Source organism: Fannyhessea sp. C0108B2, assembly GCF_056583915.1.
This window is the reverse complement of sequence record NZ_JBWPJQ010000009.1, coordinates 31,765-45,020: the sequence shown is the minus strand read 5'-3', so window position 1 is coordinate 45,020 and position 13,256 is coordinate 31,765. Positions and strand designations below refer to the sequence as shown.

The 13,256-nt window shown below is 43.6% G+C and carries 11 protein-coding genes; 10 read left to right on the top strand and 1 reads right to left on the bottom strand.

The annotated features are described in order from the left end of the window. Nucleotides 1-9 precede the first annotated feature (9 nt). From AC1DBT_RS05370 to AC1DBT_RS05340, 7 genes are all read left to right on the top strand, one after another. Nucleotides 10-2,724, top strand: a complete 2,715-nt coding sequence (locus tag AC1DBT_RS05370; RefSeq protein WP_480018911.1) for an NAD synthase — start codon at nt 10-12, stop codon at nt 2,722-2,724. A gap of 85 nt (nt 2,725-2,809) precedes the next feature. Then, a complete protein-coding gene (ruvC, locus tag AC1DBT_RS05365) occupies nt 2,810-3,460 on the top strand; it encodes a crossover junction endodeoxyribonuclease RuvC (protein WP_006303082.1) in 651 nt (216 codons plus the stop codon). Next, nucleotides 3,460-4,104, top strand: coding sequence for a Holliday junction branch migration protein RuvA (gene ruvA, locus AC1DBT_RS05360; RefSeq protein ID WP_480018910.1), 645 nt, complete (start codon nt 3,460-3,462; stop codon nt 4,102-4,104). The genes ruvC and ruvA overlap by 1 nt, the downstream gene beginning before the upstream one ends. Then, entirely contained in the window at nt 4,104-5,210 is a 1,107-nt protein-coding gene (gene ruvB / locus AC1DBT_RS05355) for a Holliday junction branch migration DNA helicase RuvB (RefSeq protein ID WP_480018909.1), read from the top strand. The genes ruvA and ruvB overlap by 1 nt, the downstream gene beginning before the upstream one ends. 89 nt (nt 5,211-5,299) lie before the next feature. After that, a complete protein-coding gene (locus AC1DBT_RS05350) occupies nt 5,300-5,692 on the top strand; it encodes a hypothetical protein (protein WP_480018908.1) in 393 nt (130 codons plus the stop codon). A gap of 201 nt (nt 5,693-5,893) precedes the next feature. Beyond that, nucleotides 5,894-6,097, top strand: coding sequence for a cold-shock protein (locus tag AC1DBT_RS05345; RefSeq protein ID WP_006303086.1), 204 nt, complete (start codon nt 5,894-5,896; stop codon nt 6,095-6,097). Between the two features lie 170 nt (nt 6,098-6,267). Further along, complete coding sequence (locus AC1DBT_RS05340; RefSeq protein WP_480018907.1) at nt 6,268-7,464, top strand: MFS transporter; 1,197 nt, start codon at nt 6,268-6,270, stop codon at nt 7,462-7,464. Nucleotides 7,465-7,548: 84 nt separating this feature from the next. Here the strand turns inward: AC1DBT_RS05340 and AC1DBT_RS05335 are convergent, their stop codons facing one another. Continuing rightward, nucleotides 7,549-10,356: a tetratricopeptide repeat protein gene (locus AC1DBT_RS05335; protein ID WP_480018906.1), complete on the bottom strand. Its 2,808-nt coding sequence runs from the start codon at nt 10,354-10,356 to the stop codon at nt 7,549-7,551. Nucleotides 10,357-10,678: 322 nt separating this feature from the next. Here AC1DBT_RS05335 and AC1DBT_RS05330 point away from each other — a divergent pair, with 322 nt between their 5' ends. The 3 genes from AC1DBT_RS05330 (at nt 10,679) to AC1DBT_RS05320 (ending at nt 13,175) form a co-directional block, all read left to right on the top strand. Continuing rightward, on the top strand, nt 10,679-10,942 hold the full coding sequence (locus AC1DBT_RS05330) for a hypothetical protein (protein WP_480018905.1): 264 nt from the start codon (nt 10,679-10,681) through the stop codon (nt 10,940-10,942). A 126-nt stretch (nt 10,943-11,068) separates the two neighbouring features. Continuing rightward, on the top strand, nt 11,069-12,427 hold the full coding sequence (locus AC1DBT_RS05325) for a glutamine synthetase family protein (protein WP_480018904.1): 1,359 nt from the start codon (nt 11,069-11,071) through the stop codon (nt 12,425-12,427). A 73-nt stretch (nt 12,428-12,500) separates the two neighbouring features. Continuing rightward, nucleotides 12,501-13,175 (top strand): winged helix-turn-helix transcriptional regulator, encoded by a 675-nt coding sequence (locus AC1DBT_RS05320; RefSeq protein WP_480018903.1) that lies wholly within the window; start codon nt 12,501-12,503, stop codon nt 13,173-13,175. Nucleotides 13,176-13,256: the final 81 nt, after the last annotated feature.

The window sequence follows — 13,256 nt, the reverse complement described above, 5'->3', positions numbered from 1 at the left end:
GAGCGATTAATGAATATACTGATGGTACATACACGCCTTACTTGTTCAACAGTTGCCGAAATGCTCGCCAAGCTTGAAGAACTTGATACCTATGCCACACGTCATGCAGCTGATTTAATTATTGTTCCACGTAGTTTTACCAATGCATGCTTGAAAGTAGGTATAGCAGATCCATCTTCTTTGGCGCGATCTTCGCGCTGTGATGATTTAGATCTGCGTTTGCGCTGCTTGTATACCATGGCGCTCCATGTGAAAACACCTTTGTTAGCTCCTTGTGATTGGAGTTTTGTCTCGCGTGAGTATCCATGCGCATTTCTTCTTGAAGAGCGCTTGCCGCGTCGTGTTACTCGTTTTAGCTTGTGTCATCAAAGATTTGTGTGTACGTTTTCGCCGCGTAATTTAGATGCATACAAAAAATACGAGCCACATGGAATCATTGTGTTTGACGCACAACCACTTTCAACTGAGTCTGCGGATGAGTTTGTAAATGCGTCTGCACATACATCTTCAAGTGCGGCTGAAAATACGTCTTCATGTACGGCTAAAAACGAGGCTAAAAACGCTGCTACAGCCACGGTTGCAACTAAGCTCGCGCATGTAACGCCGTTTATGCAGGATGCTTCGATAACTCCTACCATATGTCCTGTATATGTAGTGCCAAGTATTGGTTGCATAAACAATAAACTTTATGCAGCACCAAGTTTTGTTTTGCAGCCACATGGAACAATGAGCGCGTATTGTGCACCCTTTGAACAGCGCATTTGTTTGTATAACACCAATCAATCGCCAACATCTAAAGACAAACTATCAACTCAAAAACTATCAACTCGTATTCAAAAAAATCCCGACTCTGCTTACATGCATATCTGGGATGCACTTTGTATGGGTATTCAGGATAAGTGCGCAACCTTTGGCACGCGCGAAGTTGTTTGCGTCATGGATGGTGGTCTTGCAAGTAGCGTGCTTGCTGCGTTATTAGTTGATGCACTTGGTGCTTTGCACGTGCACGCGTTGATTGCGCCTCGCGAATGCTCGTATGATTTTACATCTGCCAACACATTGGCAACTGCGTTAGGAATTGATGCTCGTACCTGCAACGATATGTCGTACGGTCAAGGTTTTAGAACGCTGCAAGAAAAAATACATGTTCGCGAAGGTGCGCTTGTTGGCTATGCACAAACATGGGCACAAACGCTTTCGGCTGTGTTGGTAAGTTCATGCGACAAGCTTTCGTATATGCTGGGTGCATACACACTTTTTGATACGTGTGCTCGTTTTGCTCCGCTTGCCGACCTCTTACGTTGCGATATCGAGCGTCTTGCGCGCGCACGCATGACTCGTTCGGTTCTTTTTTCAACCTGTGAATATAAAAATATTGAATATCAAAGGCTGCAAGAAAACCTGTCTGCGCTTGCTACCTGTGATGTTCGTACACTTGATAGTAACTTGCATGATTATCTTTACCGGCGAATATCAGCGTCTAAGCAGTCACACGCCACTCAACCTTGTGCTGCACAGCCCCGTGCTACGCAATCTTGCCCTACTCAAGAAGAAATCGACTTCTTTACGTTGTGTTTGAATAAACTTTCGAGTACGCTTGCCGCACCGTTTGATACATTCACGCTTTCTGATTGCCCCATCTCGGCATGCATTTTAACTGCTCAAGCCGATAATTTATCAGCTGCTCTGGTGCAAACAGGCCTGTCATCACAGCTGTTTCAAAAGATAGATCTGTCGTTGATAAAGGCTTTTCCTCGTTCACCTGAGTCTTTACTCAAATTGTTTGGAGCAGATGACGACGACGCAGATCCAGACGACGCAGAGGAAGATGACATAGACCCAGACGATCCATATCTCGATGATGACGACGATGATGAACTTGATGAGGACATCCTTTTGCGTCAAATTGGCGCGCGTGATGCGGATCCAAGCGCTGATAGGGATGTTATAAACCATGCACAATCCCTTAAAGCATGGCTTGAGAGCCATGGTTTTCAGACGCTTCCTGTTGCAGGTGGATTTATGACGGTGGGTAATGCGCGCGATATTGACGAAAACGAATTACGCAAGCTTTTGCAATCGCTTCCGGGCGATATAGATAGTCACATTATGCAGGCCAATATCGAAGTTCCAAGTGATTCTGTGAGCGACTTTGAAACATTTATGAAAGATATTCAGCGTGTGTTTGATAAAACGTCTGATGATTCACAAGAGCATACCTCAGACGACACTCAAAGCAATACATCGGATAAGACAATTGATAAATTTATCCGTGATCTGCAACATGCGTTTGGTCTCAAAAATAAGATGAACTCTCAAAAAGCAACTCGTGCACAGACGCGTCCGCAGGATCAGTCGATTCAAGATTTGGTGGATGATATTTTGAACGCGCGGCCGCTCTCACATGAAGAAAGCTTTTATATTTTAGATAACCAGCTTGATACGTTTGAAAATATGGAGTTTCGTGCTAACAGTACCCATCAGTCAAATGCACATGATGCCTCGTTTACCAAACTTATGAATAAAAAGCTTACCTCGGCGCATGCTGAGCGCCATTTGAAATTTATTTTGGGAACAGTGCGTGACTTTTGCTATGGTGGCGTGTTTTATAATCATGCGCAGCGTCCCACGCGTACATCTCATGCAAATGCATCATCTGTATCGGGTACGTCTTTGCAGATGACATATGAGTTAGATGACAATAATCCGTATTCCGAAAACTAAGTCCTTAAATCTCATCCACATTTTCAAAGAATCTGATATACTAGAACTAATGTTCCGGTTATCGGGATGATACTAAGGAGATAGCATGGTAATCCTAGGAATAGACCCAGGACTTGCACATACAGGATGGGGTATTGTGGAAACACGTGGGAGTGTATATCGCGCACGTGCGTACGATTGCGTGGTCACCACCTCTGCTCAGTCTTTGCCCGAACGTCTTGATGCTATTTATCAGGGAATTTCCTATGCTATTGAGCGTTATCAGCCAGTGCACGTGGCTATTGAAAAAATATTTTTTGGCGAAAATGTGCGTTCTGCCATAGATACGGCACATTCACGCGGTGCGGCACTTGTTGCGTGCGCTCGTGCAGGTGTTGTTTTGGGCGAGTATACTCCCATGCAGATTAAACAAGCTGTTGTTGGTACGGGTTCAGCCGATAAACGCCAAGTGATCTTTATGGTTAGAAATATTTTGAACCTCGATCACGACCCAAGACCCGATCACTGTGCCGATGCGTTGGCTGCGGCAATTTGCCATGCGAGTTTACTTCGTACGCAGCAAGCGGCATATCAAAGTGCTTCGGTAGAAATGCTTGAGCAGCAGCGCGCCGAAGCTCTTCAACACAAATTACAGGCTCGTGCGCTTACGGCAGCCGCAAGCAAGGCTCATTCCGATTATGCTCACGGCATTGGAAATGTTATGGATAAGACACGTCAGAGTAGGAGAAATAAATAATGATTGTTCAGCTTACAGGAACACTTGTTGAAGTCTTTCCAAACTCGGTGGTCTTAGACGTACAGGGCGTGGGTTATGAATTGGGAATTTCTGCTAATACGGCTGCCAATTTACCTGCATGTGGTCAAACGGCTGTTACGCTGTTAGTTAGAATGATCGTTAAAGAAAACGCTATGGAGCTCTATGGCTTTTCTTCACGCCAAGAACGAAACGCGTTTGATAGGCTGATTGGTATTTCGGGTGTAGGTCCTAAACTTGCGCTGGCGGTTTTGTCAACATATTCTTTATCAGATTTGGCAACAATTGCGCTGTCTGAAGACGTAACACGTATGGCACAGGTGCCTGGCGTTGGAAAAAAGAAAGCGCAACGTTTGCTTATAGAGTTAGCCGATGTGTTTGCAAAAGATGCCGAGCTTCGTATTTTGGCTTCTGCCGAGGAAAAGTCATCTGGCGCGTGCGCGCAATCACCGCAGCACAGCGTGCTTGATGACGCGCAATCGGCATTATTGGCTATGGGCTTTACACCTCAAGAAGTTGAGCTTGCTCTTAAACCGTATGATAAAAAAGAATGCAATGATAATTCATCGCTTACGGCACAAACCGTTATTACGCAAGCGCTTAAACGCTTAGGAGGCAGATTATAGTGTGGGTAGCAGACGAAGAAAACCTCTTTGCCGATAGCGCTTCAAGCATGCACTCGCATGCTTTACAGCACGAGCGCGAAACAGATATTCAAGCACATAACGCAGGAGCTTCGCGGAGCGTGGCGTGTGAACTTACCGAAGATGATTTAGATGTTGAGCGTAGTTTACGACCCGAGTCGCTAGGAGAATATTGCGGACAAACGCGTGTACGCGAAAACCTTCGTGTACTTATTTCTGCTGCAAAGGATAGGGGAGAAACCCTCGATCACGTGCTGTTTTCGGGTCCTCCCGGTTTAGGAAAAACAACACTTGCCTCAATTGTTGCTCATGAAATGGGCGCGCGCCTTAAAACAACGTCTGGTCCAGCAATTGCCAGAACAGGTGATTTAGCTGCTATTTTGACAAATCTTCAAGAGGGAGATGTCTTATTTGTCGACGAAATCCATCGCCTTAATCATCAGGTAGAAGAAGTTCTCTATCCAGCAATGGAAGATTTTTTCCTTGATATTGTTATTGGAAAAGGTCCGGCTGCGCGTTCGATTCGTTTAGATGTGCCTCACTTTACGCTCATTGGTGCCACCACCAGAACAGGTTTGTTAACAGGACCTTTGCGCGACCGTTTTGGAATTTCGTATCGCCTTGATTATTATACGGTGGATGAACTGACAGAAATTGTAAAACGCAGCGCGGGGATTCTTGAGGTTGGTATCGACGATTCAGGCGCACAAGAAATTGCATCACGCTCGCGCGGTACACCTCGTCTTGCAAACCGTCTTCTTAAGCGTGTCCGAGATTATGCGCAGGTAAAAGCTCATGGCGAAATATCTTGGGATGTTGCTTCACAAGCTTTATCCTTCTTTGAAATTGACGAAATGGGCTTAGACTGGATGGACAAAAAGATATTATCGGTATTAACGCAAACATTTAGAGGCAAAGCGGTTGGACTTACCACCATTGCTTCTGCGGTAGGAGAAGATCCTGCTACCCTAGAAGATGTCTACGAGCCGTATTTGCTTCAACGGGGGCTGTTAATTCGTACGCCACAGGGCAGACAGGCAACGTCGCTTGCGTTTACGCATTTAGGCTTGCATGCTCCAACTGCATAGATGGTAAGCTTAGATAGGCGCTGTGATATAGGTGCTGTGATATAAGTACTGCGTGAGATAGTTTTGTGTTCATAACGAAAGGAGAATCCATGATTCATAAGGATTTTCTTGAAGAAGCAATTAAAAAATTTGTAGAAGGCGTATCTAAGCCTTTGGAATATGCGCTTCTTAAGAAAGACATAACACATCTAGGTGATGTTGACGCAGCAATTGCAGAATTGCTTGAGATGAATTCAGCGGTTGTTATGCAGCTTGCTCCTGCTTCTTTGGTAACGATGATGAAACTTTCTCAAGTTGGTGCTGCTATTGCCCAATATGTTTCGTATGTTTTACGCCTTGAAGCGCGTGCATATCAAAGCGCACAACATGATGAGCTTAGCAGCTTACGATTAAACCAAGCGCGCGCAATTGAAGAAGCATTTGACTGCGAACCAGATACTATTCCGCCAGAATTTAGTGATCTAAACACAAAGCTGGGATAAGTCTTAAAGAAACAGTTATATTTTTCGACTCAATTGGCGCTGTTTTAGAGTATGATAGATAATGTTCTTGTAAAAAGCTGGTTTCTCTATGTTACAAGTTACGTATGTGGTGAAACGGTTTCTTTATAAGTGACAGTTAGTTTGCGCATACATGATGTATGCACCTATTTAGTCCAGTAGGACAAGAAAGAAAGGCACGACATGGCTCAGGGTACTGTAAAATGGTTTAATCCAGACAAGGGCTACGGTTTTATTTCTCGCGAAGATGGCGATGATTTATTCGTACACTTTAGCGAAATTAAAATGGACGGCTTTAAAACTTTGGATGAAGGCCAAGCTGTAGAGTTTGATATTACTACCGGTCAAAACGGTAAACTTCAAGCTTCTAATGTTCGCAAAGCATAACTCATTTGGAGTTATACGTATAAATTAGCTTTACCGTGAGTTCATTGTTTGTACTTATTTAGAAGGCTGATTGGAAAGAGAGTCGCATGTACGCGGCTCTCTTTTTGTCGTGAAAATTCATGTTTATATGCATATATATTTACCTATAAGAAGTTATAAAGGAAATTTTGGTGGACGCACAAAAAGAGATAACACAAGCTTGCAACGAAAAAACTCCTATGGCTCAAGCCACGCACAGTTCTCATCTTTCATCGCTGCTTTTAATGGCTTCAATAACATGTCTTGCCGTCTTGTCTGAACTTATGCCCTCAGGCGTTTTGCCTGCTATGATAGAACATTATTCAATCTCGCAAACACAGGCAGCAGGTCTTGTGGGTGCATATGCAGTGGCTTCTGCAATTTTTGGAATTCCTTTAGTTTCTCTGACGGTATCTCGCGATAGAAAAAAGCTATTAGGCGTGTTACTTATAGGCTTTGCCGCTTCAAATCTTTTGGTTGCTCTATCACCACAGTTCCAACTTGCGCTTGTTGGAAGAGCGCTGGGTGGTATGTGTGCTGGCACACTGTGGCCCATGATTACAGCATATGGCATGTCGTTAGTTCCTCGCTCATCTGCTGGAAAAGCTGTTGCTATTATCATGTCGGGCATAACGGTGGGCATGTCGGTTGGTCAACCCTGTATGACTTGGATTGGCCGTCAATTTGGTTTTCAGGTTGAATTTGCGGTTATGGCGATCCTTATTGTGGCAGTTATGGTGCTCTGCATGATGTTTTTACCTCACGTTAAAGGCGAAAAACGAAGCCGAGAAAATTCTCCGTTTACCATGCTTGCCAACCCAGGTATTTTGCTGGTCATTGCGCTAACATTTTTAGGAGTCGGAGCAAATTACGGTGTATATACGTTTATTACCACGCTTATTTCTACGTTTCATTATCCCAGTGTTGAGCTGGCACAAATTTGGTTTGGAATTGGCTCAATTATTTCGGTTATTCTTATTTTGAGGTTTATTGATACGCGGCTTCATCTCTTTTTAGTTTTTATGTTTGTGCTGGGTTGTGTAGCTATGCTTGTCTTTTATAGCTTACATATCGAAATGGTGCTCCACGGTGCATTCGTTCTTTGGGGTATTGCATTTGGCTCGCTGAGCAGTATTTTTCAAACTGCTACTGCGCGCCAGGTTCGTAGTGGTACTGCTGTTGCTAATGCGCTTCAATCCTGCTCGTTTAATGTTGCCATTATGTTTGGATCAACGACTGCTGGATTTTTACTCGAAACAGGAGGAATTGAACCTATTGTCTTAGGGGCATCGGCTATTTTCTTTGTTGGAATGGTGCTCTCAGTTTGTACGCGCTCATATTTTGCTTAAACTCATATATTGCGTAAGTTTATATTTTACTAGAACATACGTTTGTTTTGCAAGCGAAGCATTTCGAGCAAAGACGCACTGTGGTTATTCGCCCTCTTGGGGGCGTGTCTCTATCGAGCGTATAATTCCAACCATTACATCATCACCTGACAACAAGCCTAACAGCGTTGCAAAATTGCGTGCTACGGGAAATACCTCGGCATCAAGTGATGCTTTTGTTCCTTCAAGTACAAATGATGTGATCTCAGGAGTTGGCGCAAGGGGTATGTTGTAGGCTTTAAGCACTGATATAAGCTCTTGTGTATCCATCGCAGAAAGCGGATGCTCGGTGTTATCAGATTGAGATATACCTAATTCTGCACGTAATTGCGTAACAAGGCGTGGCATAAAATGCACCGCACATGCAAAACATGCTTGAGCAGATAACTTGTGGTTCTTTATCATTTCAAGGCGAGCCATATGATAGTACGCAAGCGCCAAGCTTTCGGGAGCGTACGCATAGTGCATGAAGTCGGTAAGCTCTTTTCGTGCTTGGTCGTAGCGCTCACACGCAATTAAGCATTTTATAAGCTGAATGTGAGCTTGCCCGTCAACAGGCGCAATGTTTACCAGCTTATAAGCATATGTTACGGCTTTTTTATAATCTTTTAAGGCAGCTGTGCACACCGATAATCCTAAAAGCATTTCATAATAAGCGTCAGGTACCAGCATTAGGGAAACACGATGCGAATCCCACATGTGCTGTTCGCGCTGCATGAATTCGCGCGCCGTATGTGTATGCGGCAACAGCGCGTCTTTATCAAGCTCACGGTCTTTGCGACGCCGTTCATATTCAATGCGCCCGTATTTGCTGTTATAAAGCGCACGATCTATATAGTTATTAAAGTAGCGCCATTTTACCGTTTGTGTATCACGATAGCTGCCTTTTTTCTCGATATCGGCATATACCGGCGTAAGCAAATCAAGTGCTTGTTGGTATGCTTCATTATTGCAGGCATTGATTGCTTGTTTGGCAATTTGATTAAGAGTATCTCCGCTTATGAGTTCTTCGGTGATTGCTTGAGTATTATCTGGTATCAAAGCAGCAATAAGTTTGCGTGCGCAGCGTCTGCACGCTTCCGTAATGCGCGGATCAACTTCATTTTTGGCACATTCCAGAATAATCTGCACTTTGTCTGAGCAGCTTAAAGCGCCAGTTGTTTCCTCGCGTGCGAGTTTTTCTGCAACACGTGCTGCAAGTTTTTCGAGGCATTCGTTTTCCTCGATTGCTAAACCCGAGGCATGTCGGCAACCAAATACGCGCTGTTGTTCTTTGGATAGGCGCGTATTATTGTTCAAGAGCACGTCGTAGCGTTTGGAAGGACAAAAACGCGTTTCATCCAACGAAAATGTCTGTTCGATTGGATGCAACATGTTGTCAGAAACATGAATTTCGGGCACAAACTGGTGGTAGATGTCTTGTAACTTTTTTGTATCACAAAGTTCGTCAAAGTCTATGGTCAAAAAGCGTGCTTTATCAAAATCTACCGAAAGCAAGCAAGAAGTGTTGCTGTTCTGCTTTTTGCGCGCGGCAATCCAAACATGTTCAATACGATCAGAACTTGCAAACGCAACACCTGCAAGCAGTAATGCAAGACGAAGTGTATAAGCACTTGCCAGACATTTTTTATCGGTGATTGAATTTTTATGAGGAAGATGGTTTACAAAACCATAATCGGGAAATACATGCGCGTCTGTGACGTCAAATTCAAGAGCAACGTTGCCATCTGCAACATTGGTACGAAAATCAACATGGAGACGATAGGGAAGCCGTAGTGCTTCAACAGCATAGGCTATACTTCGACGTACCACCCACTCAGTATTGGGTACCTCACCTTGGGATTTACCCAGCATCGGCTTGATACGTGCAAGTTCATGGGCAATTGAGTTGGTATACTTGTGTAAAACCTCATGTGCCTGTTCTTGGGTAAATTCCTTCTCTTGAAAATGCTCAGCTAAAATAAGTGTTGCGTTAAGCGCGACCTCTGCTTTTTCCACCGCACGTAAAGCTTGAGTAGTTAGATTTTTCCCAGACGTACGAATGTAGAAAAAGTTAGACGGCTGTGGACGAACAATACGCATTTCGGTAAGCGTAATTTGATCGGAAAAAATACCCGAATCCATAAGCTCACGCACTAAAAACCATGAAAGACAAGAAGGCTTTTGAGGTGAATTTGCTGGTGAATCGTCTTTAAGATAAGAGTTGTTTGAAAGCGTAGAGAGTTTGAGTAGTTGCGTTTCTTGGCCTGTTTCGTCGCAAATCACGGTTTTTTGGGCGGATGCACTTAGGCTATTTTGCAAGCGATCAGTTGCACGCTTTAATTGAGCAGAATCCCACAGAGCGCGCTTGTCTTTAGCATCTTGCGCAAATAGCCGCAATGCTGCAATTCCGTCGCCTGTATGTAAAAGCTTTGAGGTAAAGTCATCTAGATCAAAAGGTTCAATCTTTGCTTCGGTTACATCAATTTGTTGAGCCAGTTGCTTTGGTTGCTGCGTTTGAATCTGTGAATTTTCTTTGGCATCTGTGTTTGGTATAGCTGTGCTTGCCGCTATTGTTGCAAGCCCGTCCGCACCTGTTTTGGGGGAATCTGTCGTATGTTCTGTGCTTGTCGTAACTGCGCCATTAACATCGGCAGTTGTAGCAGCAGGAGTTGTTATAAGCGTATTGTGGGCGGCATCTTTGGTATTAGAAGTAAAATAGTATATCCAGCATGCAGCAACCAAGCCATAGCCGAGCGCTGCAATGTATCCGCATATCATGTTTTGTTCAAAAAGAGCGTCCGCTAAAAAGAGTAAACCACCAGGAAGAAATATTACACTTATGCAGATGCACATTTCTTTAGTTATTCTCATATAAAACCTTTCTTAGTTACTCTTTAGTATAGCTTGTTTATACCCATTATGTGATTTGGTCATCGAATTTTAAGGTATGTTCTGTGTCTTTGTAAAGATGATGGTGGAATTGTTGAGCTGCAGTGGAGTTGTAAAGCTGAATATATACTTAAAGAAAGATAACGATGATTTCTGAAAGTATAGTTATATGTTACTTTCAGATAATTCTCAGATATGTTTGATGGCTATGTGTCTACAAGGTAATGGTGAGACTCCCTGTAGATTGTGCGAGATATATGCGTCTCACCCGTGAGGGTATATTTGCCTGTGAGAGGGGCTTATAGTGCATAGTATAGATTACCTGCTTTTGTTGCTTATTGGCGTTTTTGTGGTACGTAGTGTGTATCACATTGCGCGCAGTATGACAGGTGCGTGCGGTTCGTGCGATGTTAAAAAGTCCTGCCCGGCGCATGCAGGTATCTTAAGAAAAAATACAGACCAAGTCCAATGTCCTGCCGCGCAAGCTATGCTTGATCATGCGGATAAAGCACTTGCGCTTCAACGCCTGAGCAAAGTTCAGCAGCATCCAACTTCGCACAAATCTTAGCAGTAACATTTTTGCGCTGCTATAAATTGTGTTATCTGTTTACTTTTTCAAAAAACGCAAGAAAATACGTTTCTTTCCCCGCATTATTGTGAGAAACTAACACAAATACCGATTGAGGAGGAACGTATGGGTGATGACCGCAATATCGATTTTGTCTTGCGTACGGTAGAAAAACGCGGTATTCGTTTTGTTCGCCTTTGGTTTACCGATGTGTTGGGAAAACTTAAGTCATTTTCCATTGCATCCGAAGACTTGGAAGAGGCTTTTGAAGAAGGCGTCGGTTTTGACGGATCGGCAGTTGAGGGCTTTGTTCCGCAAGAAGAATCTGATATGCTTGCGTTCCCCGATCCAACTACATTCCAAATTCTCCCATGGCGCCACTCCGAAAACGAAGGCGTAGCACGTATTATCTGCGACATTAAAACGCCTCATCGTGACCCCTTTGAAGGCGATCCGCGTTCTTGTTTGCGCAGAATTTTTGCCGAGGCAGAATCTAAAGGCTATATTTTAAATGTTGGTCCCAAGATCGAGTATTTCTATTTTGACCGTTCTAATGTCGACGGCTCTTTGCTTCCAAAAACGCTGGATACAGCTGGTTATTTTGATCTTACGGCATCCGATTCGTCAACCGATCTTCGTCGCTCAACTACGCTTATGCTTGAGCGCATGTCTATTCCTATTCAATATTCCTATCACGCGCCTGCTCCTTCGCAAAATAGCGTAGAGCTTCGCTATACCGAGGCTATAAGCTGTGCTGATAATATTATGACGGCACGGCTGGTCATTCGTCAGCAAGCCTTTGACAATAATTTAATTGCCTCTTTTATGCCTAAGCCATCTACCGAAATTTCGGGCTCGGGTATGTTTTTATATCAGTCGTTGTTTGATAAAGAGGGCAATAATCTATTTTGGGCTCCTAAAAAAGAAAATATTGCCCATTTAACGCCTCTCGCTCAGCATTATGTTGCAGGACTTTTAAGATATGCTCCCGAATTTATGCTTATCACTAACCCAACCGTTAACTCATATAAGCGTCTGGTTGCAAATGGAGAGGTTCCCGTGTATACAACATGGGGTCGTAAAAACCGTTCTGCTCTTGTGCGCGTTCCTACGCATAAACCTGGCAAGCATCAGTCAACGCGTGTTGAGCTTAGAAATCCCGATCCTACCGCAAATCCTTATCTGGCACTTGCGGTATCACTAGCGGCAGGTATGCGCGGTATCGAAGAAGAGCTTGAGCTTGCACCTGAGGCTCCCATGAAATTAGATACCTTAAGTTTTGAAGAAAAACAGGTAGCTGGTATTCGTCGTTTGCCTAAGAATTTGGGCGACGCTATTGAGCTTTTTGAACACAGCGATTTTTGTCGAAGCGTTTTGGGCGATCATCTGTTTGAATATTTGCTTAAAGAAAAGAAAAGCGAATGGGACGAGTATTGCTCTATTGTTACCGATTGGGAACGCAAAAAATGCTATGTAGGTGTTTAGCTGTATATGAGTGTGTAATGCATCGATAACACGGGTGCAACTACGGTGTAATAAAAGGTAAGGGGGATATTCAATGCATCATAAAAATGTCTTGCTGGTAGCTCATACTAAACGGTGTGTCATAAGTATGCAGGATTTAAAGCAGGCTTTAGATGTGTCCATTTTATCTTCTACGCCGGATACACTTAATCGAGCGTTTGCTTCGGGTCATGAGTTTGATCTTATTGTTATTGATACACTTGATTTGGATGCGCATTCAATTAAAAACATCGAATCCGATGCTGTTGATCGCGGTGTAAGCGCGTTACTCCTTGTTCAAGATCAGCGTAGTTTAGATAAGCTCTATGTACCTAAGCATATTAATTTTGATTTTATTTTACCTACTGCTTCAAGCTCTGAATTTCAGATCAGATGTGCGCTTTTGTTGTGGTCGGGCGAAGATATTGAACCAACAGACGAAGTGTCCGTAGACAATATGAACATCAACCTTGCTACATACCAAGTTTGCATTGATGATAGGCCTGTTGATTTAACCTTAATGGAGTATTCTCTTCTGTCGTTTTTAGCTACACATCCAGGGCGTGCATACTCGCGCGAAAAGCTGCTTCATCAGGTGTGGGGCTTTGAATATTGTGGTGGTACACGAACCGTTGATGTTCATATTCGTCGTGTGCGCTCTAAAGTGGGTCCGCAGATTGCGTCGCATATTGCAACCGTTCGTGGTGTAGGGTATCTTTTTAAATCGTAAGCATTAATGATTACCACATTTTGTACAACGTGTTATGTTTTTTGTGCAACGTACGGTGAGCGTGTGTCAGTTTTATATAAG

Coding starts and splice junctions, on each gene's coding strand:
- AC1DBT_RS05370 (WP_480018911.1), top strand. CDS start 10: ATGAATATACTGATGGTACATACACGCCTTACTTGTTCAACAGTTGCC.
- ruvC (WP_006303082.1), top strand. CDS start 2,810: ATGGTAATCCTAGGAATAGACCCAGGACTTGCACATACAGGATGGGGT.
- ruvA (WP_480018910.1), top strand. CDS start 3,460: ATGATTGTTCAGCTTACAGGAACACTTGTTGAAGTCTTTCCAAACTCG.
- AC1DBT_RS05350 (WP_480018908.1), top strand. CDS start 5,300: ATGATTCATAAGGATTTTCTTGAAGAAGCAATTAAAAAATTTGTAGAA.
- AC1DBT_RS05345 (WP_006303086.1), top strand. CDS start 5,894: ATGGCTCAGGGTACTGTAAAATGGTTTAATCCAGACAAGGGCTACGGT.
- AC1DBT_RS05335 (WP_480018906.1), bottom strand. CDS start 10,356: ATGAGAATAACTAAAGAAATGTGCATCTGCATAAGTGTAATATTTCTT.
- AC1DBT_RS05325 (WP_480018904.1), top strand. CDS start 11,069: ATGGGTGATGACCGCAATATCGATTTTGTCTTGCGTACGGTAGAAAAA.
- AC1DBT_RS05320 (WP_480018903.1), top strand. CDS start 12,501: ATGCATCATAAAAATGTCTTGCTGGTAGCTCATACTAAACGGTGTGTC.